Annotated in this window: 9 protein-coding genes and 3 pseudogenes; 4 read left to right on the forward strand and 8 right to left on the reverse strand. The window is 41.7% G+C overall.

What is annotated here, in order from left to right:
- Nucleotides 1-4 precede the first annotated feature (4 nt).
- From ADA42_RS18435 to ADA42_RS16775, 8 genes and pseudogenes are all read right to left on the reverse strand, one after another.
- Nucleotides 5-133: pseudogene (locus ADA42_RS18435) on the reverse strand (transposase); the annotation flags it as partial.
- Nucleotides 102-1,178: an OmpA family protein gene (locus ADA42_RS18930; RefSeq protein ID WP_017403325.1), complete on the reverse strand. Its 1,077-nt coding sequence runs from the start codon at nucleotides 1,176-1,178 to the stop codon at nucleotides 102-104. The pseudogene ADA42_RS18435 and the gene ADA42_RS18930, both read right to left, overlap by 32 nt.
- Nucleotides 1,179-1,180: 2 nt before the next feature.
- Complete coding sequence (locus ADA42_RS16750; protein ID WP_039250482.1) at nucleotides 1,181-7,273, reverse strand: SdrD B-like domain-containing protein; 6,093 nt, start codon at nucleotides 7,271-7,273, stop codon at nucleotides 1,181-1,183.
- Nucleotides 7,274-7,394: 121 nt separating this feature from the next.
- Nucleotides 7,395-10,106, reverse strand: a complete 2,712-nt coding sequence (locus tag ADA42_RS16755) for a beta strand repeat-containing protein (protein WP_048766393.1) — start codon at nucleotides 10,104-10,106, stop codon at nucleotides 7,395-7,397.
- Nucleotides 10,107-10,135: 29 nt separating this feature from the next.
- On the reverse strand, nucleotides 10,136-10,630 hold the full coding sequence (locus ADA42_RS16760; RefSeq protein WP_032059496.1) for a repeat protein: 495 nt from the start codon (nucleotides 10,628-10,630) through the stop codon (nucleotides 10,136-10,138).
- 227 nt (nucleotides 10,631-10,857) lie between these two features.
- Entirely contained in the window at nucleotides 10,858-14,841 is a 3,984-nt protein-coding gene (locus tag ADA42_RS16765) for a prealbumin-like fold domain-containing protein (protein WP_039250479.1), read from the reverse strand.
- The gene (locus tag ADA42_RS16770) at nucleotides 14,828-17,494 is read right to left on the reverse strand and encodes an isopeptide-forming domain-containing fimbrial protein (protein WP_039250478.1); all 2,667 of its coding nucleotides are present in this window, start codon (nucleotides 17,492-17,494) and stop codon (nucleotides 14,828-14,830) included. Before ADA42_RS16770 ends, ADA42_RS16765 begins: the two co-directional genes overlap by 14 nt.
- 19 nt (nucleotides 17,495-17,513) lie before the next feature.
- Nucleotides 17,514-20,192 carry a DUF11 domain-containing protein gene (locus ADA42_RS16775; protein ID WP_048766411.1) on the reverse strand — a complete coding sequence of 893 codons (2,679 nt, stop codon included), beginning with the start codon at nucleotides 20,190-20,192 and terminating at the stop codon, nucleotides 17,514-17,516.
- A 507-nt stretch (nucleotides 20,193-20,699) separates the two neighbouring features.
- Here ADA42_RS16775 and ADA42_RS18245 point away from each other — a divergent pair.
- The 4 genes and pseudogenes from ADA42_RS18245 to ADA42_RS18255 form a co-directional block, all read left to right on the forward strand.
- Nucleotides 20,700-21,370 (forward strand): annotated as a pseudogene (locus ADA42_RS18245) (IS3 family transposase); the annotation flags it as partial.
- Between the two features lie 513 nt (nucleotides 21,371-21,883).
- Nucleotides 21,884-22,330 carry a reverse transcriptase domain-containing protein gene (locus tag ADA42_RS18910; protein ID WP_254946359.1) on the forward strand — a complete coding sequence of 149 codons (447 nt, stop codon included), beginning with the start codon at nucleotides 21,884-21,886 and terminating at the stop codon, nucleotides 22,328-22,330.
- A gap of 71 nt (nucleotides 22,331-22,401) precedes the next feature.
- Nucleotides 22,402-23,124, forward strand: a complete 723-nt coding sequence (locus tag ADA42_RS18915) for a reverse transcriptase domain-containing protein (RefSeq protein ID WP_264673578.1) — start codon at nucleotides 22,402-22,404, stop codon at nucleotides 23,122-23,124.
- A 64-nt stretch (nucleotides 23,125-23,188) separates the two neighbouring features.
- Nucleotides 23,189-23,692: pseudogene (locus ADA42_RS18255) on the forward strand (IS3 family transposase); the annotation flags it as partial.
- Nucleotides 23,693-23,745 lie beyond the last annotated feature (53 nt).

Genomic DNA, 23,745 nt, shown 5'->3' on the forward strand with positions numbered 1-23,745 from the left:
ATCACACAAGCGTTGGGGAGACGTCCGCATCGTACATTTCCTTGAATGTGGCAACAATATCTCGTGTCGTCATGCCTTTGGTGTATAGGGATAGGATTTGGCTATCCATTTGTGTGATACGGGTTTTCATTTTTAATCAGCTGGGTCTTACCTTTTGCCTCTGTCGCAATACGATTTAGGGCAACACCTTGCTGAGTTAGATATTGAGATACTGCCTGCGCACGACGCAAGGACAATTTTAAATTATATTGTTCATTTGCCTGCTGATTGGTAAATCCATACAGTGTCAAGGTGTAAGCTGGATGTGCTGTTAGGAAGTTCACGATCTGATTGAGCACATTGATGGAATCTTGCGATAAAACTGCCTGATCCAAAGCAAAATGTACAACATCCGGCACAGGTTGATCAGCAACCTGGCTATTTTCAGAGATGACTGTTTTTTGTTGTGGCGACCAAATCGGCCATGTTCCGACCACACCATGACATCCCTGCTCACTGCCATTCAGTTCCTGTAAAGATGGATAACTAATTTTCGGAAGCTGTTGAGGAACATCTGCACTGCAACTAAACGCCCGACTATTTGCCTGATCAATTAAGCGCTGTGCTGATAAAAACAGCTCCCGTGAATGTCGCCAGCCCAACTCACAATGTTCAGCGGCTGCCCAGACCAGCATCACCTCTGCCTGTGCAATCTGAGACTGGGCACAGGAAAAACCTGCATGCTGTTTCAATAATTCAGTATTTGCCCATAAATCCCGACGCATTACACTTGAGGTAGACAGAATCGGTGTGGTTAAACTTAACTGCTTAGCCTGACCTTGCTCTAATGCCACTATAATCATTTCCGCCTGGGCAAGGGCCTCCTTTCGCGCAACCGTTGCACTTTTTTCACTTCCCTCATGGGCTGCATAAGTCAACCATGCGGCTGCTTTGACAGCATGATAACGTTCAATTCCCTGTTCATTCAAAAAAGGAACGAGACGTGTTTGCAAGGCAGCAACCTGTTGATCTTTTGAATTATAAATACCTGACTGGGCTGTAGTATCTGGAGAATCTTGCGCCATAACAGGTGCAGCCAAATGATCAGGATTTTTTGCCCAAACCATCACGCTCCAGCAAACCACAACAGTTGCAGCACCACGATAAAATTGACGCAAGGCAGGTGTGACATATTTCATCTTTATGGTTCTCTTGAAGCGTTCACGGTAGAATTGTTGCGAGAAAACAGGTTCTCATCAAACTTGAATCTAAAGCGTACATATGCGCCCTGAAGAGTTGTGTCACTATCCACCAGATCATCATCTTTATAGCCAGAGAAGTTATAACCACCTGATAACCAGAGGTTTGCAGCCAGCAAATAGCCCACTTCCCCCCCAACCAAAACACGGCGGCCCGAACTCATGTTCGACCATAACACGCCTGTATGAATACCCGCATCCCAACGTTCATTGATGTCATACATTGCCCGACCACTGAGCATATGTGTCATACCACTTGACTCCAAACCAGAGAACGTTGTGTCCACATTTTTAACTGCATATTGGCCTGAAAGGGTAATATCGCGACTTGGATGATAATTCAAGTGATTTGAAAAAATATAGACATGCTTTAAGTATGGATTATTTAAATCTGACTTGTTACTGTCATAGCGGTATTCCACCTTGGTCAGCGCATCAAAACGATTGTGCTCAGTGTCACGGTAGGCAGCCCCCACCTGGAAACGATCAACCAGGCGATCACCACTGTTTTCATTCTTACTATCAGTCAGGCTAACTACATTTTTCGCCAATAAAGTCACGTCATTGGAATATTTGTAGGCAATCCCCAGATTATTCAGGATGGTGTCAGACTGGTCAGCCCAACGTGCTTCAATTCTCGCAACAGCTTTCCAGTTTGGATTGGCCAGATATTCCACACCTAAAGATGCAGCAGTGTTATCGGAATTTTGGTTATCGGTATCTGCTTTTGACAATGACTTCACCTGTTCAAAACTGGTGGTTGCATAGAAGCCTTTTTCCAGTTCCCAACGGTTACGTAAACCGATTGCAGCTTCAGCTTCGCGCGCACTGATGCCATCGCGAACACGATATTCACTAAATGCCGTACCGTTATTGTTATATTTACTGTCCAGACCAAACACTGTGACATTACGACGCTGATTGTTATTTAGGTCATACAGTCCCTGAATACTGGACACCAACTCATGGCGACCATAGGCACGTAGTTTTGAATTAATCTGGTAATTCGCACCCAAGGCAAAATTACGACGCTCAGCTTCGGAAACATCCTGCTCATATTCAGCAAAAACATTTGAACCCTGCCAAGGAAGCTGTGTGGTGATTTTTGTACGTGCGGTTAAACCATGATACGGCGCTGTTTGTGAAGCCCCCAACAGTGCTGGATTCTCAGACTCATCATAATATTTCAGGCCCAGCTCAACTGCCACAATACGGCTGATCGCACGTTCAATACTGGCAGAAACACCCTGATTGACACCACTTTGCAAATCTTCAGTACGGATGGCCTCCAGTTTTGCCAAACCGATCTTACCCAGTTGCGCACGCCCTTTTATACCACTTTCCTTACGTCCAGCGGTGATTGGTGCCGCTGTATTATAAAATTCTCTATCAGCTTGGTTATGATAAACTTTCATTTCCAAGTCTTTATAAGAATAGTTTAATTCAACTCGTGCAGCATTACCCGATAATTTACCAGTTGCATCTGGTGTGGTGTTAATCTGTGTTAAAGAGTTTAAACCGTCATTGATATTTTCAGAACGGGCAAACTCAGCAATCAATTTACCCTTGTCGGCAAATTTCACCACGGTATTGACACTGGCCAACTGGTCCTGCGTTAGTGGATTATTACTCTTCACATAAGAACCACCTACTTTGGCTTTATCTGTGACTTTTACAGAACCAGACACACCACCAACCGTGTATTCATCCCCACCCTGCTCAGATTCCACTGTAATACGTAGATAGACTGGATTCAGGTCAGCATCGACACTTGGTACAGGATCTTTTAAGTAAATGCTGTTGCTAAAGGTATCCACTTCATAATCAGTAAAACGTGCCAAAGTACTACGCGAAATGATCAGGCCTGGATTATCGCGGTCACGGGTCACCACCTCAACTTTTTCACTGTTGGCAAGCACATCATCGGTATTGACATTACCCATGCTATACGGACCTGAAATCCCCATAGCACGCTGTTCATTGGTCACCTGTTGCGTATTGGTCTGCGCAGCAAAGGCCGTGACTTTATAGCGATCTGTTTCGACAGCCCCACGAACACCTGTTAATGAACGGCTATATTGACCTAAAGCCAGGCCCTCATCATTTTCAGTACGTGTGACATAATCACCATACATGGCATAAGAACGGCCTTTATCCACACGCACGTAGAGCTTACTGGTTGTTTGTGCATCAAAACCTTTCGCCGCCGAGTCACCATAAACTGGATAATATTCATCTGGACGAATATCACGGAACAAGCGCTGGTTTTTATCCTTGTCAGAATCATAGGCAAGGGTCAGTAAATATTCACCCTTGACTTTCCCTTTCAGGAACATGGCTGCACGCCCTGTGACATTGCTTTTGCCATTGTCCGATGATGAAATCTCTTGCAGTTCTTCCTCAAACCCATCCTGCGAACCGACATTGCTTAACTGTTTCGGGTCAAATTTCTTAAAGTTAATTGATCCTTCTACCAAACCAACTGCAATGATCGGACGTAAATCAGGTAAGAAACGTATTGGTGTACTGCTATGAAAAATACCACTTTCAACCGACAGCGTTCCTTCACCCGCCTCAATTGGCGCCTTTATTGGCACAACAAGTGTACCGCCCTCAACAAACACCTGAATACCAGGTTGTTTCGGGTCCAGGTCAGTCAACTCAATTTTACCAATCGAGCTGTCGAGCGTAACTGGAGTTCTGGTAGAAACCAATGTGCCATTACGGTCAACAATTTTCATGGTTACATTGAAATAATCACGACCGTTGGCTTGCGGTTGTACTTTGGCTGACTCAAGTAACAGCTTATCCATTTGGTCAGGCACAACCACATTAACCTGTTTGGTATCGCGAATATTGCCCATCATGTCGACTTGACGAACTTCTATACTGTTCTTACCCACAGCAAGATCGACACCGATAAAATCCAGACCTGCAACCTGCAAGTCAGGCAATATTGCACGTTTACCAATGCGTTTCTCAGAAACCTGTGTGCCATTTACCCACAGTTGTAGTTCTGTGCCAGCAGCACCCTTAACCTGAACCGCTGTTTGGGCATAACCAAGAAGTTGCCCATCTTTTAAGTTGATAATTTCGAGCTGATTATTGGCAGCATTTTCCAGCACTGTTTCCAGACTAAGCATTTTCGCCGCTTGCGTGGATTCGGCTGGCACACTCTCAGTTGCTGCCAATGTTTCAGTCAGTGGCAAGGCAACTGAAGAAGCAACGCCAGATTTTTCTGGTTCAAAAGTAACCTCTTTCAGTTCCTTAGCCTGTTCCTTGGAAAAATCAAGGTTACAATTGGCCCTGATTCCCTGTGCCGAGATACAACCACTTGCTGGCTGACCTTTAACATCGGTAATCTTGGAAAAAACTGGATCAATGGTAAGGTCTGAACGTAACACCTGTTCTAAATTGGTGTTGTCCTGTTCAATGCGTTTTTTACGTTCTGCGATTTGTTGCAATAAGGCTTGCGAACATTGTCCTGTACCATTGGCAATTGCAAAATCGGCACGATGTAGTTCACCACGTTTTAAATCCACAAAACGGCTATTTGGATCACCTGCCTGACGATTGCCAATTAACACCAACTCAGAATCAACTGGCAAACTGGTACGGTCAACCTTTAGAACGTGGGTTTTGGCACTGATCCCATAAAAATCATATTTACCTTCACTGTCAGTCACCACATAGCTACCATCTTCAAGGTAAATACGCACACCTGGCACACCGACTTCACCTGCATCCTGTACCCCATTACGGTTACAGTCAGTAAAAATCTTACCAACAATAAAGCCATCAGAGATCATTGCGCCAGGAGTTACTTCTACTTTTGCAGATGCTTCGTTTGATTCGATTCCCTGACCATCTTTTGCCCGAACACGGTTAATGCCATCACCATTCAAGGCATTTGGACCAATATAGACGCGATACTGAACCTTAACTTCCTTACTTGGAGTCAGTGTACCTAAACCAAGTTTCAAATAAGGACCTTTTCCACCTAATGGGTCAGCAACCTTGGTGCCATCGATACGCATAGAACCCTGAACATAGATAAAGCCTCTAGGCAAGGTATCAGTAATCGAAACATCTTTGGAATCCACCGTGCCACGATTGGCAACCGTCACGGTATATTCTTCAAACTCACCGATTTCCGAGTTTTTATTGGTCGCAACCTTTTGTACAAATAACGGCGAGGTTGGTACAGTCAAATCAGGATCAATTGGAATATCAATATTGAGTGCTGGATCACCATTATTTAAGGTGAATTTGCCAGCATAAGACCATTCCAGATCAACAGCCTTATCCGCAGGGAAACTTGGATAAACAGATTTATCACTGACAAAGCTATAACGTGTATTTCCAGGAATTGTGGTTGTATCCACAACAAAACTGTAGGTTCCTGCTTTAACAAGGGGATAAATAAATTTACCCTCGCTATTGGTGATCTGCTTGGCTGGAATTGTAACCAGCTCTCCAGTCTGCTCATCAAGTTTGTATGCAATATTGTCCGCAATTGGCTGACCATTCTGGTCTAATAAAGTGACCGTTGCTCCCGCCACAGGTAAACCTGTCTTGGCATCAAACACTGTGCCATATGGGTCAATAAGCACCTGAGTACTAATATTGGTAAATGTCTGGGTTGAATTACCCTGTGCATCCAGACAGTCCGTCAGGCTAACTTGTACTTGATCGCGTTTGACAGTTTGTAATAATGAATCATAAGCAATACCTTCATCTGCAAATGCGGTTGGTAGCGTGTAATGGAATACGCCTGTATTCGGCCCAGTTTCTACCCCAATGACTTCTTCAAGATCACCTGTCTTGGCTGATTTAATCTTAATTTTCACCTTGTCGGCAGTATAACGGTCTGCATTACAGCTGGCATTTTGCGCTTCAAGATAAAGTGGTTTATTCACACTGCCTGTAGTCAAGACATTTTGGAAATCACCAGATTTATTATTAATCACTGCAAGACCACCTACCACGGTGAAAGCAGGATTAGACAATACCTCTTTTTGGCTATTTGTGGTTGCATACGAAACTTTATAGGTATTTTTAACCGTTGTTTTGGCAATATTACGATTCATTGTAACCGTAAGATCGACTTGTTCAGTTGTATTAGCCTCAATTTGTGGAAAGCCAACCACCAATTGATCAACCTTGCTTAAATCACTTGGCAAGGTCGTTGTATAGTTATTGCCTGTTTGCTTATACAAAACCTTGGCCTGCGTATTTTTTAACTGTGCAGACTTAAATGTTGTATTGGCAGGCAGATCATCAACTAAAAGCACCATTTTCTGTGCCTGACCATCGATCATCACATCCACTGGTTTTGCCGCTTTTTTACCTTGATTGGTTATGGCCAAAGTATAGTTAAGGTCATAGCTGGCATTGGCTGATGGCTCAAAAGTTTTCTGGACAACCTCTTTGGTTGCAACCAGTTGTGGTCCATAGCTGATGGCACTATCTGTAGCCGTTGCTATTACACTATTATCCTCAACAAGTGTTGCTTTTAAAGGTAAATTTAACTGCTGACTTTCAGTCAATGTGGCACTTGCTGTTGCAACGACCCACAAATGAACGCTCTGGCCTACCGCCAAGGCAACATTGGTTGTCAGTTGTTGATCATCGGTGTCGAATTGACCGTTTTTATTGGTATCTACATAAATTTTAACGTTGCTTAGTTCATTTATTGTTAACGCTTCTAGTTGTACATTGACAGGCGCATTACTATTGTTGACTAAGGTATTTGCCCAAATAACACGGGTACTTGGTTCAATTTCCTGAACTGGTGGAGTAGTTAAAGCAATTGCGTAAAGAGCAGAAACATTGATTTCTACGGTATTTGAAACTGATTGTTGGGATTTACCATCGGGTGCAACATAAGTTGCATAGGCGATATTTTGGATAGAGCTACCCACTTCAGGCATATTCGCTGCATAACCGTACTGCGCTGACAATATTGATACTGTCAACGTTGATAACATGAATGTCATGTTATGGAATGCGTTAGATTGCTTCTGTTGTAGCACAGCGCTTACCCTTCAACTAAATAGTCTAAAAAATTCAAAAATTTATTTGAGATGAACACCTGCCTAGGCAAATGTTCACATCTCTAATTATTTGTTTTCATTTCAAGTGAATGAATAAAGCTTATGGTGTAAGTGGATTCACTTTAATCACAAACTCTAATGTCGCACTTGCATTTGGTGCTAAAGGCGACTGTTCTGCTGAAACAGTACCTGTATAGCCATCAACATAACTTGCTGTGTTTTGTAATGTTGCGCTTGTTGCAAGTGGAGACACACTTGTGATTGCTTTCAAGGTAGTGTATGACGGCGTATTATCGCTAATCACCACATTCGTTACGGTTGCATTACCTTCATTGGTCGCAACAATACGGTATTTCACACATTCGCCTGGTTTTGCACTAACAGTATTCTGTGTATAAGTTGCACCTGTACCCGTTGTACAATCAACCAGAGCCTGATCCTTAACCAGACGCACCTGACCTTCAGTCACTGTGGTTAAGTCAGTATTAGAAATACTTGCATGTGCAACACCACCCACACTTGTTGGATTAATGGTGAAGATAACTGAGCTTGGTGTTCCAGGGGTTGCATTGCTTGGTGCCTGAACCTTGATGAGTAAGTTCACGGAGGTATTACGTGTAATCGCTCCTGTTACCGCTGCTAAATCATTACCTGTAACCAAGGTATCGCCTGCATCAATGTTACCGTCGTTATTCACATCGATAAACAAGCTTGTTACCCATCCATTACCAGACTGATCGTTGGTCAAGGTAAATGGCAAGCTACCTGTTGTTGCACCTTCATCAATGTTACCTGTATTGGTTAAGGTATGTTTATAAACAACGGTACCACCTGGTGCAACCTGACCAATACGGTCATTTTGCAGGCTTAACTTACGGTCTGCCTGAACTGTAACCTTGTCCACCATCACATCGCTTAAGCCTGTCGCTGGCGAAGAAACCTTGAAGTAAACTTGTTGGTCACCAGCTGGCGCATTGGTAGGAGGCGTTACCACAGCAACAAGTTTAATATTGCTGCCACCATTAATATTACCTGTATTGGTTAATGGTGCGCCTGTTGGGTTGCCACTACCATCAGCCACATAGAATTTGACATCCCAGCCTGCTGGTAATGCGTGTGCAGGATCAATACCTAGATTGAAGTTATCACCTGTTACACCAGAATTATCAATTTGAAGTGGGAAATTCACAGCCTGATTCGGTTTAGTGCTACGAACGTCAATATCTAAACCAGTATCTTTACCAGATGCGCCAGCCACTGAACCAGTAGTATTTGAAGCATCACCATTATGTAAGTCAACTGTTGCAGGCGTTACCTGACTAATTACCAAGTCCAATTTATCTGTCTTGGTTGCATCAGACTTAGGACTTGTGGTTAAAATGGCTTTAATAGCAGATGATGTTGAATAACTTGCAGGTAATGTTACTTTTGCAACAAGGTTATACGTACCACCACTTGGGATAGAGCCTGTTGAAATAAATGGTGTTACACCATCAGCTTGATATAAGGTAACAATACTGCCTGCTGGTAAACCACCTGCCCCATCCGTACCTTTATCAACACTTACTGTAAATTCTTCACTCACATTACCCGTGTTATGAATAACGATTGGTTCACCACCTTGACCAGTGGCGCTAAATTCAGCAACTTCACCCTGCTTGATTGAAGCAATGACAATTTGGTTATCTTTTGCGGTTGCAGAAGTTTTTTCCGCATCTGCGTAAGCATCATTTTGGTTATCATTGATTGTACCTTTTTTGATGCTTAAGATATTTACGTCATTCGGGTTAGACGGCGTATCCCCTTCTGGACCTGATGGACCATCTGGGTCAACATATGCAGTGTTCCTGATCACGCCTGCTGGTGTATTTTGATCTACGCGAACCTTAAAGGTTAATGTACCTGTAGTGTTCGGTGCTAGAGTTGGAATCGTTAAGGTTACAGTACCTTTACCTGATCCTGAAGTGGTTTCAACAAACTTATAACCATCAGCATCAACACCATCAGTTTGTGCCACGCCAGCAAGTTTTGCAGAATTAGCAACATAAGTTAAACCAGCAGGTAACAAGTCCGTAACTGTAACATCAGTTGCTGTTGTGTTACCTGTGTTTTGGTAAACCAACTTATATTCAACTTCACGAGCGGTTGGACTAGCTTGGGTCGCATCAATCGCCGTTACGCTGGCAGATTTAATCACACTAATCACTGCACCGTTGGTAATTTTAACGGTGTCTGTATTTGTTGCTGTGAGTGTATTGTCTAAAGTACTTTGTGCAGTGATGGTTAATTTACCCAAATCACCAGCAGAAAGTGCAGCACCACCTGCACCAGTTGTTGGAGTGGTTGCCTGAACAATTAAGTTCACCGACTCACCTGCTGCCAAGGTAACACTTGTTACAGGAGTCTGGCTATCAGGAACACCATCCTTATTGGCATCAAGATAAACTTTTAAATTACTGAAGTCATATTGGTCACCAGAGGTAACATCCGCCACATTTACCGTGAACGTATCACTACCGTTACCCGTGTTGGTTAAGGTGTGTGATAAAGAAACCTGGTTGTTGGCATTGGCATTTGCTGTTCGGTCAGCAATCAACGTGAAACTTGCAACTGGCAATACTGTGGTGGTCACAATATTTGAAGATACAGTTTTAGTGTTTCCTGTGCTATCAGTATAGCTTGCAGATGCAATGTTACTGATATTTGTACCAGCGGCTGGTGCAGCGGCATGTGCAGATGAAATGAAAGCTGCGCTACCTGCAACCAAAGCAATAGAAGCCGCTAGCTGTGTGAGTTGTAGACGGTTTGACATTATTTTACCCCTTATATGTAAAATGCCAATTAGTTAGTTTTTTCACTATTTACACGTGTTTGAGCAGAAACCGTCACAGACTTTCCAGCAGGAAGTTCCTCAATGGTCCAACGCAATGCACGATAATCTTTCAGTGGTACATTCACCATTTGATTACTCTCTTTGCGTTTTAAAGGCATTGGGGCAAAATGTGTACCATCAGTACTTGCTTCAGCATTTTCTGGCTGAGACTTTGCCAAAAATTGTGTTTCTACAGGTATCGGTAAAGTCGCAGCCAGATTCTTGATTTTTCCAGTGGTGTTATTGGTATAGGTTGCCCGATACTCAATCACATCATTGGGTTTTACCTTGGTCACCAGCTTTGAAGTTGGTTTCCCATCAGTGCCTGCACTGATCAGGAAAGTTTTGAGTTCTACTGAAACGGGCTCTTTTGTCGTTTTAGGCTCAGCGAATACACTTCCAGCCAAAACAAGAACCGCAGTACCAAGCAAACATTTCTTGTACATATTGTTCAAATACGACATTCAATTATTCCTCGTCTTTTTTTATTTTTGAACATTACATTTACCATCCAAAAAAAAGTTAACCATTTTTTATGAAAATATATCAATAATCAACAAATTTATTTGATTTACTTCACACTTTTACAAAAAAAATTACATTACATCAAGCCAAAGCAACTTCCATACCATCTTTCCTCACCGAAGCCCTTTGCATGTTTTTCAACCTACCGATCTGTGATAGGTTCTGTTTACTGACTAACACAAAATCTTAAAGTTCCTGTGGCTGATGGTTTTAGCAAACCTGTTAAAGTCCATTCAAGAACTTCTCCAGAACGTGTTGCATTACAAGTATTTCCACTTGGTGTTAGGCCGCAACTTAGACTGCCAAAATTAGTACCAGTTGGTAAACTATCTTTTACTTTGACATTCTGTAGGTTCTTCACACTATTATTTTTATAGGTGATCTCATACTCCAGATTTTGCTGTTTTGTGGCTTCGTTATTCACTAAAAAGCCTAAAGAATCAGATGGAGTTGAAGAACAGCTGGTTACTGCACGTACTTTTTTTGTCAGTGTTAATCCTGCACTGCCAATAAGTGTCACATCCTGACGTTGTTGGGTTTTCTGGTCTGTGAGGTTTAATGCACTCACAGCATAGCTTGCCTGTAGCGTTCCAATATGCTGTGCACCAGCAAAAATATTGGTCGGTGCAAATACACGTTGTACAAGACAGATATCAGTGTTTGGTTGCAACAACACAGTACCTGAGGCTGTTGGATCAAACACTGTTTCACCTGTATCAACGGTACCGTTACAGTTGGTGTCTTGGTAAACCAATGCCTGCCAAGGTTGATCATTGTTTGAGTTTGATTGGGTTTGTTCCAACTTTGTTACCCAAACAGGGGCCTGGGTACTTAAACGGTGTGGATAATCAGTCACTTCACCTGCGGTAATGGTATGTTGTCCATCTTCTGTTAGAAGTACATTGAGTTTAACATCGGCAAAGTTATTGTTTGGATAGCTGGTCGCACTTGTGTTTGCTACCGTTATACTATCGGCACTGACAGAAATATATTCAGGTAAATTCTGCTGAACAATACAAAATGATGATGGTAATAAGCTTTGTTCAATTGAGAAAGTATAATCACCATTTGCACTTGTCACTGTTGAAGCTAATTGTGTAGTACTACAGTTATTCAAACGAATTGTACTATTTGCAATCCCAACTTCACCTGCATCTTGTATGCCATTATATGCTTTACTCACATCTAATGTTGTTCCGCTATTATCAACAAATACTCGTCCAGTAATATCAACGTAAATAAGCTTAGTATTTGTAAAAGTACAGGTAATATCGGCGCCTTCTTTTATGCGAACAGCGGGAATCGTCACAATATTATTTACACGCGTCCAAAAAGTACCTGTATTACCTGTTACACCGCTATTTGCATCTACACAGCTGACACCTGATAAGACATATCCTGCTAAAGCACTTTCTGTAAAAGAAACATCTGTATTCAATGTTTGCGCCCAAAGCTGTTGTGCAGAGGTTGCTGTGGTTCCTGCTGTGACTGTAGTTACAGAATCCGTGGTAACTGCTGTTGTATTATTTACAAGATTGCTAAGATTAATATAGTTAAACGTACCCGTCCCATTCACAGAGTTTTTAGCAATTTTAATTTTTGCACCATCTATAATGTGAATACTGACAGGAACACCTGTACCTGTGACTGTGTCATAGTTTGCAGTCGAACAATTCCCACTTAAAGACAAACCAATTGGTCCATAACCCCCCGGAGGTAGCTCACTTCCGGCAGAATAGGTGTTACGGTTAACAATACGATAGCTAATACGGTGATAACCAGCACTAAGAGTAGTTGCTGTTGATATTACGCCTCCAGGTACATAACCATCTACAAGCGTTACAGCAACACCATCAACCATGATATAAGCACCATCATCCACACCAACGCTTGTATTTCCAACACAAAAAGTGACTGCTTGTGACGTTGGAATGTATACGCCCGTTGTAAACTCCCATGCTCTACGGTTATCCCCAATGTCAGGAACACTAATGTTATTTAGTTGAACTGTTGCATTTGCATCCGAACTCATGTTGGTAATAATTCTTTGAATCATTGCAGAAGCAGTTGTACTTGATGCTCCATAAGTTGAATCACTCGTACCATTATTACCAGAAACTAAGTATCCACCTGTTGGGCTGGCTTGGTTCAATGGCCATGCACTCAAGATTGGTGTGCCTTCATCAGCAAAATCACCGACTTTTGCAGTTCCCCCAGTTCCTTCATAACCCACCCAAAATGCACCATTAGGTCTGTATTCATTTTGCTGATTAGTTCCCCATACTTTATAGAGTGTCTCTCCTACACCACTACCTGGGTTAAACTCATCACTATAAGCTTTAACTGTTGCCTGTTGTGCAGTTCCTAGTACCGCATTACTCATCGTGGCGTAAGTAACCAATAATTGCTTCGTTGCACCATTTGCCATACTACTACCAAGGTCACAATTCCAGTTATTGCCACTTTGTAGACAGGCTGAACCACCTATCACACTTACAGAACTGACGTTAACTCCTGTTTGTGGTGCTGCAACATAGGTTGCTTTTGGATTGGTTGCACTATCTGGCCCTTCATTTTTAATATTGATGGTTTGTGTACCAACTCGTCCTCGTACAATCGTTGGTAAATCAGAAGTAATTGTAAAACGAGCTTCTTTGATAACTGGGTCTGGTGTAATTGCTGTTGGGTTAACGATCACGGCATTAACAGAACTACTCACTGGCGTATTTGATGAGGTTGACTCTATCGTTGCTGTATTGGTTAACGTACCTGCTGCGGTTGCTGTACCCTGAATCGTGATTATACAGGTTGCTGTTGTTGCACCTGTAAACAGTCCCGAAACTTTCCAGCCTGCGGTATTATCGCCTGTTAATGTAGGAGTACAGGAAGTAGTAACAGGGCTTGAACCTCCTGTACCTTGTGTCGTAGCTGGTGTTCCGACAATAGAAACATTTTTTAAACTGACTGGGAGTGTGTCATTAAAAGGTAAATTTACAACTGTCCCACCCAATGTTGCACCTGATGGCGTATTATTGGTAATAGTTAATTGATATTGCATCAATGAATTAACAGGAACATTATCCAATTGTGTCCGTACGAATGTTCCTGTGTTGCCTACACGTTGAGCTTTAACTAGAGCGATGTCGCTATCAACGTCCATACTTGAGATACCAAAAAAGAATGAATCAGCGGCGCTATCTATCCAGGTACCTCTACCATCACCTCGTATATACATATCAAAAACTAAAGTTGTAATTCCTTTACCTTTAATATAAATACTACCGCTTGCTCCACCTTGATCACTTGTTGCACCCTTTGTAGATGCATTATTCGTAATATCATTACCAATCACTGATAATTCTTTACTACCAGCTAAGCGACTAAGCACTGGTAGTGAACTTAAATTACTACTAACCAATGTAAATTCTGCACTATAACCTAAACCGCCTACAACAGCCCCCCCCATCCCTGCTGCCTGCAATATAGGATTAGTTACAGGTCTATTAAAATTAACCTGAACCCTACCAACATAAACTCTGTTTGTAGTCGATACATTCAATGCTGCAAAACCTGTAGCCTTGATAAACATTGCTACGCCATAATTGGCAGTAGTATCAGATGAACTGCTGCCTGCTCTAATACCACCATTGGTACTATAACACCCAGAGCCATTTGTACATCCAGTTGGAGCGTTTTGTAATGAGGCAGCGAACATATTATCTCGCCCACTGCCAATCGATACTAAGGGTTGAATTACATTGGTTGCTTCTACTGTTGCAGCTGTGCCCGCACCACCTATCATTAAATTAGGTCTATTAGTACCAATAGATCCTTGATAAGACGCCGAATTAAAAGCGGAATTGGTTATCGTATATGTAGCAGTAGTAAGCGGCGCATAATCAACATAATTGTTATCACTTGGATTGTTGGCATTTAACTTAAATGTTGTTACAACTGGCCCTGCTGTTGGACCCTGCCCAGACCCTGAGCCTGAAAAAATCTCAATCGTTGGCGGTGCAGCCAATACATTTTGGCTACACATCAAACAACTTAAGATAAACAAAACCAAAGTATATATATAACTAACTTTATGATTCATCATGCTGTAATTAGAGGTATTCTTTTTCATTTTTTGCTTACTGACCCACATAGCGCACCCCGAAATTAAATTCATAACTTTGGTTTGCAGCCACACTATTTAATGTTCCTGAAACCGCGCCAGCATTACCAACTGTAGGAGCCGTCATACTACTACATGATGTGCAGATAGGCGATTGAGATAAAACTGTATAGGCAGGCGTCATGTCTCTAAAGGTAAATGCAGTACTCATAGCAGTAGCACTTGTATTGGTTAAAATCACCTTATACAAAACACATTGACCTTGGCCATTTGCTTGTTTACCGATATTGAGACTATTTGTTGTATAGGACTCATCAGCTGTGCCATTACAATCAAAATCACGTGCTTGCAACTTACTCAACTTCAATTGTCTCTGATTCACTGTAGTTACATCAGTAATTGATGCCAAAACTTGACCATTGGCATTATTCGTTAAATTAATCGTGGTGGTATTCGCTTGGGCAATATTATTTGCTACAAGATTTTTAACCTGAAGCAATAATTTGACTTGTGTATGTGCTGCTAATTTTCCACCTGGCAAGTCAGCTAAACTTCTCATCACCAAATCCCCAGCATCAAAAACACCATTTCCATTTACGTCATAGAAAAGAGTGCTGTTAAACTCAACCTGATCGTTATTCGAAAGAAAACTATAGTTACCTGTATAATCAACATCAGTATTATTGGTTAAAAGATGACTATAAATGACGGTGCCTAATGGCGAGACTTGTCCACGAAAATTTGGCGTGAATTCTACTTTAGCTACAGAATTGACACTTTGAATAGTAATCGCATCCATAATAATATCTTGGCTCGGATTACTACTATTATTACCACTTACAAAACTTGTAGAAAGAGCGCGGAAATAGATCGGTGTAGTTACACTACTGTTCAATTGATCCACTTCAACAACAGCACAGATTAACTGACTCTCACCATTATTCAGATAGATGGTTTTACCTGTTTCGCTACCCATGACATTACAGTTTGAACCATTTCCAGAAACATAAAAACGAACACGGTTCACGCCATTAGGCAAAGTTAAGCTTGTAAAATTACTCGTCGAGTTCGCACTAAGTAAATATTCAGTTCCAATACCAGTATGGCTCACTTTTAATGGAAATATTGCTTGCCCACCCGCAACAGGATTGGTACTTGTTGCGGCAATCACGGTTTTCCACGGATTACCAGCATTATTAACATTCCCATTACCCAAACCATTGTTTTCAGGACTATTCGTCAAATCAACTAAACGTGCTACCGTTGTGGCAAGTAAATTACCCTGATCTTTAATCAAACTCGTTTTGCTAATATCACCTAAAGACTGAGCTTGAGGTGAAACTTCGAATGTCGTATCAGTCGTTACAGCATAACTACTAGGTAAACGTACTTTAACAACGATTGGTAAATTTACGCCTGCGGATAATAAACCTGTATCAGGAATACCATCTCCATTGCTATCTAATAAAGGGGTTACGCCATCTGCACGATAAAATTCAATTTGGCTACCTGTCGGAAATGTACTGTTAGTTAAAGTGAGGTTAAAACGATCTGTGGTATTCCCTATATTCCAGACATAGTTGGTAAATTTAAGTTCACCACCCTGGGGAACCGCACTGGCCGTAATGGTATTGGTATTATCACTGACGTTGCTTGCACTACCATTCATTTTGACAGCATAGACTGGAGCAACATTTACAACTGCTGTATTACTTGTGTCTGTCGTTAGCCCTGTTACATTAATGACGTTCTCAATTTTCCCTGCAATGCTTTTATTAATTTTTACATTAAATTCGATATAGCCAATCGTATTCGCTGGAATATTGGTTAGGGTTGCGGTAACAACATTCGAGGTGACACTATAATTAATTCCTGTTGGATCGGCTGTTCCCCCCACTGCATCATATACAGTTACGCCATTCCATTTACCAGTATTTACTTCATAGGTTAAATTGCTTCCTAACGTGTCAGTCAAGGTTGCCGTTGGTACAATTGTGTTTGTTGGATTTTGATAATCCAGACGTATGGTGACCACATCACCATTTGCAGCAGTGATTTGAGAGAATTTTTTACGCACCACCAGAGTTGACTGGTCAGTTACAGTTGCCTTGTCAACATTGCTATTTGTTCCACTCGCGCCATTCGCAGATGTCACCATCAAAGTTAAATTTGCAACTTTTCCTGTGGTAATCGTATTCGGTATGCTTGCTGCAACAATTAGTCCAACTGACCGACCTGCACCCAATGTATAACCTGTAATCGCTGATCCATCGGGAATACCATCATTATTGGCATCCAGATAAACCATCAGGCTACTATTCACAAAATCAAAATCATCACCAGTGGGATTATTGCTTACAGTGAAAGTATATTGATCTGTCTCATTACTGGTGTTGGTTAAGATATGGTTAAAATAAACTGTCTGTCCCGCCACTACTGTTTTGTTATTGGCTGCCACCAAATTTAATGAGTACACAGGCAAAATCGTGGTTTGGACAAGATTTGAACGCGCCACCTGTACAACCGTTGAGCCCTCTTCGCTATATTCACCAACTGCCATGTTACTGATGATCGAGTTGGTTGCAGCCCAGGCCGATTGCTGGACCATCAACACGCACAGCAAGGTCAAGACCCAATTAAACAGTTTTGGGCGGTTATTATTTAGTGTATTGATCATCTTCATGCTCTAATATCCGCTCTGTTTATGGGCTTACCCGAATAGAAAAGTACATGGAAGCCTGACCTTGTGGTGTAAGCGATCCCACACTGCCTGCAATTTGATCGTTATTTACAGCGATTGTGCCTTGACTAATAGATGGTGGTAAACCACTACGTAATTGGCTGTAAGCAGGCACAATATCATTAATCACAATATTACTAGCTGGGGTGGCGCCCTCATTTTTAATGGTTAAACGATAGCTCACACATTGATTTGGTTTTACTTGAAGTGGTGTGCTTCCATAGGTTGCACTGCTTACCGTAGCTAAAGTTAAGGCACAGTTTTCATCTTTCGCCTGCTCTTTGGTCAAACGTAACTGGGTTGGATCTACCGTGGTCAAGTCAGTGTTTTGTAAATCATCCAAGGTCAGCCCCTGAATGGTATTGTTTGCTTTCACCACAATATTCGCCACACTAGACATACCATTGGTTGCCGTTGTTGGTGCCTGGACTTTTAAGAGAAGTTGAATTGAAGCTTGCGGCGCTAAACCACCCGTAACCGTAGATAAGTCATTAATGAGTGGATCAGTTGCATCAATCACGCCATTATTATTGGCATCATGATACAAAGTATAAGTAAAGGTATCATTTGGGTTTTGCGGAATAACACTAAACGTGATCTGGCCTACTGCATTCCCCTCAACCACAGTTCCTGTATTCTTTAAGGTATGTAGATAGACAACTGTGCCACCAATATTGACCCGACCCTGCCGATCATTTGCCAGTGTCATTTGTCTCTGGATAATATCAACTTGGTCCTTAATACTATCCGCCTGTGCATTCATTGGGGATTTTATCGCAAACCAAATAGGAAGATTAGCCAAGTCTGTATTAGTGGGAACAGTGACAACAGCAAAATATTTTTTGGTTGCACCCGCTGCTACATTGCCAGTACTGCTGATTACATTTCCTAGGCTTTGGCAATCATCACTCGTATCATAGAATTTCACTATCCACTGGGCAGGCAAACTGGTACTGATATTATTGACATCAATTTCAGCAACCGAAGCATATAAATTATAGCTATTCGTTACCGTACTCTTATTCTCTACAACCAAAGGAAATACGGCTGTTCCACCCCTAACTGCTGATTTATTTACCCATGCCTGTCCACCAGGTGATGTAACAGCACCTATACCAGTTCCTGAACTATCATTATTGTACAAGTCACTAGAACCTGCGGTATTGGTATTGTTTAATCGATTACTAGTACTATTGGTAATTGCTGTATCTGTAACTGAAGTTGCCTTAACATCAAAATCTAGTATTTCATTAGTCGCTGTAACACAATTGGCAGGGAAATAAACACCAAGCACAATTTTTTTCGATGCGCCTGCTGCCATCGAACCTGTATCAATAATACCGTCAGCATTACTATCTGTCAGTAAAGTACGCCCATCGGACTGGTATAAGCGTGTGACTGCACAACTTGGGACATTTGCACTTTTTGTAATGTTTAAATTATAGCTGTCTGTCGCCTGTCCTGTATTCCAAACATAATTATCAAACTGGATTTCTTTGGCTGCACCAGTAAATGTGTTTGATTTGGTGAGCAAGTCATTCGTTCCTCCATCAGTATTTCCAACAGAAGAGTTATTCAGTATCACCCCTAAGGTTTGCTGAACTGTAAAAATAACGGTATTGGTTGATGTATCTTTTAACAAGGTAGTTGTATTATTTTTATACTGTTTATAGTTAGCAGTGTTATTGATTTTTTCCGCTGCATTTGGATTAACTTTTACCTTAAAACTAAATGTACCTTTGCTTAACGCAGTAATGCCTGTGAGTTTAAATTCCACCTCACCACCCTCATATTTATAGTTCATAACTGACTCAGCAGTACTGCCTGCTTCATTGTCATTATCTACATCTGTTAATGTACTTGCGCCATTATTCCAAATAGCTGTTCCAGCTTGGTAACTTACACTGCTCGGCAAAGTATCACGGACAAATAGTTGACCTAGTGCAGTCCCCGTATTGTTATAGGTAAATGTATAGGTAACTTCTGTGCCTGTTTTACCTGTACTGATATTTTGAGATTTTGTGACCTGAATAACCGCATCATCAACCACTTTTGCAACATCTGAGACAGTGGCAGACACATTACCTGAATCAAGTTGACTGGTTGAAGTTAAAGTAAAGTTTGCAACATGACCTGCGCTAATGCTGTTGACTGGAATACTTCCCACCACAACCACAGCCACAGACTCACCTGCTTCTAAATTCAGAATTGCATTATTGAGTAAATTATTATTGTCATCAGGCTCACCATTTTGATCCCGATCCGCATAAACTGCGATATTTTCTAGATCAAACTGGTCATTTGTAAGTTGATTCAGTGTAATTTTATAGCTATCAGCAATATTTCCCGTATTGGTGAGTACATGAGGAAAATTGAGTTTACTGCCAATAGTTCCGATATTCTGCTGATTGCTTTGCAGGCTCAATGAGTAAATAGGCTGAACTGTGAGGATAACGGGATTGGAGTTGATGACTTGCAAGTTGCCTTGCTCATCATAAAAGTCACCACTCGCTATGTTAGTAATGCTGCTTCCCGCCTTGGGTTGAGCAAAAACCACAGGGCTATAAGTAAAAATAAATAAACTAAGACAGCAGGCAAAAGAAACTCGTGAAATAACACTTCCCTTGAATCGACTTACCATATCCAATAACCCACTAAAATCATAAAAATAAATTCTTGTTGATGATTTTTTAACCAAAATACTACAGAAAGCCAACTTTTCATACAAAAATGTAGCAAGTCTATTGGTTTTTATCAAAAAAACCAACCAACACTCACTTAATTTTAAATCAGAGACCAAAAACACACTATTTATTATTAAATTCCGATTTTAAGTTAAAGTTTAGAAGAATCCTATCACAATAAAAGCAAATATTTTATCTCTTTCAACACAGAAAATGACCTAGATGAATACTGTCAGTTTGAAGCATAAAACAAACATTCACTGCATAAAAATGTCATATCAATCATTAGACCTCCTGCAAAAGTAAAAACTGCCTCAATATAGATTTCTATTTATGGGGTCTTATCTGGAAAAAAGGAAAGGTTTGATGGAAGATTGGGCTAGGTTTTGTTTGATCCTAGACAAAATAATGGACAGCACTTCCGTCTAAAGATAACCTAACTTTAATCTTTGGAGATTCAAGAAATGGCTAAACGTTTTAGTCCTGAATTTAAACAGCAAGCGATTGATTATGCACTTTCAAACTCACACGAGCCTATAGCTGCAATCGCCCAGAAATTAGGTGTGGGTTATTCAACTTTAGACAAATGGATTCGTGAAGCCAATCCAGTGGGTTCAAGCAAACGTCAACTTTCACCAGAACAACAGCGGATCTTGGAATTAGAGAAAGAAGTCAAACAGCTCAAGGAAGCCAATGACATCTTAAAAAAAGCGCATGTGTACTTTCTAACAGATCATGCCTAGAAAAGTACACGGTAATTCAAGATCTAGATATGAATGAAGTCACCGTATCTTCTGCCTGTAAATACCTAGGTGTCAGCACTTCAGGCTATTATGCCTGGCGAAAACGTCAAGCCAATCCAGCACAGAAATATAATGACTTAAAAGCCGTATATTGGCAGCATCATGCACGATTGGGGGCACCTTCATTAGTACATGACATGCATGATTTAGATTACAACATGAGCGAACGTACTATTGGAAGGATGCTAAAAAAGCTTGGTTTACGTAGCAGGATTGCACGTAAATACAAGCATACGACTGATTCAAACCATCGTTTGCCTACAGCACCCAACTTGTTGGATCGTCAATTTACGGTCAATGAACCCAATAAGATCTGGACAACGGATATTAGTGTGCCGCAGCAAGCGGCGTAAGAGATGAGGGTATGGCCCCTCGCTATCGGCTTGCAGGAGCAGGTAGCAAACCACCATAAGCGGCTTGGATCAAAAGTCCCGGTCGTGAGCGTTATGGAAAAGGCGTTGTAAAGGCGTCAGGTAAGAATTAGGAAGGCGAACAACAGTGAACTGCCGTTCAAGTGTCGAAAGTACTCAAATGACATCAAAACCGGGGATGGATGTTGCCCCGCGATTAGTTTGGCCGTTACCTGCTTACGGGCCATTCGGTGTCCGGCGTAGAGGCAGCGCGATCCTAATTCAGGCTCTTATGCTGAACTGTGGGAACCTTCGGTGGCGATGTCAAGCGAAAGGCACAAGCTCAAAAGGCAAGGCCGACAATAGCAATGCGCCACCAAGGGGCGGAGCAGCTCGTAGTAGTGTTGAAGTTACCGTAATAGTAATGGAGCGAAGGGGCTGCATTATCCCGGTCTGCGGTCTTGTCAACTGTACAAGCAGGAGGAACAAGGCTTTATGACCAAACCATTTAACATTCCTAAAGCGTTAATTTGGGAGGCATTCAAAAAAGTCAAAGAGAATGGTGGCGCCTCAGGCGTCGACCATGAATCTATTGAGCAATTCGAAAACCATTTAAAAGGTAACCTGTATAAGCTATGGAATCGACTTTGTTCAGGCAGTTATTTTCCACCGCCAATCAAGGGTGTGCCGATTCCAAAGAAATCAGGTGGCGTACGTATGTTGGGTATTCCGACAGTAGCGGATCGAGTAGCACAGACGGCTGTCAAACTCTTGTTGGAGCCACAGATTGATCCTCTATTTCATCCAAACTCTTATGGCTATCGTCCAGGGCGTTCTGCCCATGATGCGATAGCTATGGTGAGGCGACGAAGTTGGGAGTATGACTGGGTTGTGGAGTTTGATATCAAGGGTCTCTTTGATAACATCGATCATGATCACTGATGCGTGCACTCAAGAAACACTGCGAAATCCCATGGATTCTTCTATACGTAGAACGCTGGTTAAAAGCACCCATGCAAGACATAGATGGCCATCTTTTAGAAAGGAATCGTGGCACACCGCAAGGTGGTGTTGTAAGTCCTTTGTTGGCAAATTTATTTATGCATTATGCTTTTGATATGTGGATTACCAAGAATCTTACGAGTGTAAGATTCTGCCGCTATGCGGATGACGGAGTGATTCATTGCCGGAGTTTATCTCAAGCCAAACTTGTTTTACAAAAGATTGGTGCACGATTTCGTGAATGTGGGCTCGAATTGCATCCAGATAAGACAAAGATTGTTTATTGCCAAGATATTAATCGTCGCAAAGCATATCCCGATGTTCAATTTACTTTTCTCGGATACACGTTTAGGCCCCGTAAGGCTGTAGACAAATATCAAAGGGTTTATGTGAATTTTTCTCCGGCGGTCAGTCGTGATGCACTTAAGGCAATGCGGCAGACTATCCGGAGATGGCATCTACATTTGATGTGTGAGCGTGAATTAACTGATCTATCAGCAATATTTAATCCAATTCTTCTAGGCTGGCAACAATACTATGGTCGTTTCCATAGTTCAGCGATGTCAGTGATTTGGAGACACATGAATGCATATCTTATACGCTGGATGAGGCGTAAGTATAAAAATTTAGCCCGTCATAAAAGACGAGCTAAATATGCCTTAGGGCGGCTTGCACGTGATTTTCCAAATGCCTTTGTGCATTGGAAAATGGGATGTTTACCACCGGTTGGATAATGGGAGCCGGATGAATCGAGAGGTTCACGTCCGGTTCTGCGAGGGGCTAAGGGTGAAATTCCCTTGGTCTACTCACCCCTATATCCGTACTAAGCAAGGTTGGCTGTATTTGTGTGTGATGCTGGATCTATTCAGCCGTCGTATCGTCGGTTGGCAAATCAGCCATCGAATAGACCGTCAATTGGTGTGTGATGCGTTTCATTATGCAATGGCTCGTCAGGGGTATCCAATGGGTGTCATGGTGCATTCGGACCAAGGCTCACAGTACTGTAGTCGTGATTTTAGGACGCTATTATTGACGAATAACTGCGTTCAAAGTATGTCACGCAGGGGAAACTGTTGGGATAATGCAGTGACCGAAAGCTTCTTTCATACATTGAAAGGTCATGTGGTCCATGGCAGTGTGTTTGCCACTCGAAAAGAAGCGAATACTGTCTTGTTTGACTATATTGAGATTTATTACAATCGGGTCAGAAGGCATTCCGCAAACGGCTAGTTAAGCCCAGAAGCCTTTGAACAGAAATATTTTAAGAATTTAGAGGGATTTGTTGTCCACGATACTGTCTAGGATCAATTCAGCCAAATTTTCATTAGATATATTTTACAGGTACAGCTTAAAAC

Source organism: Acinetobacter sp. 243_ASPC (assembly GCF_001054715.1).
Taxonomy (GTDB): domain Bacteria; phylum Pseudomonadota; class Gammaproteobacteria; order Pseudomonadales; family Moraxellaceae; genus Acinetobacter; species Acinetobacter soli.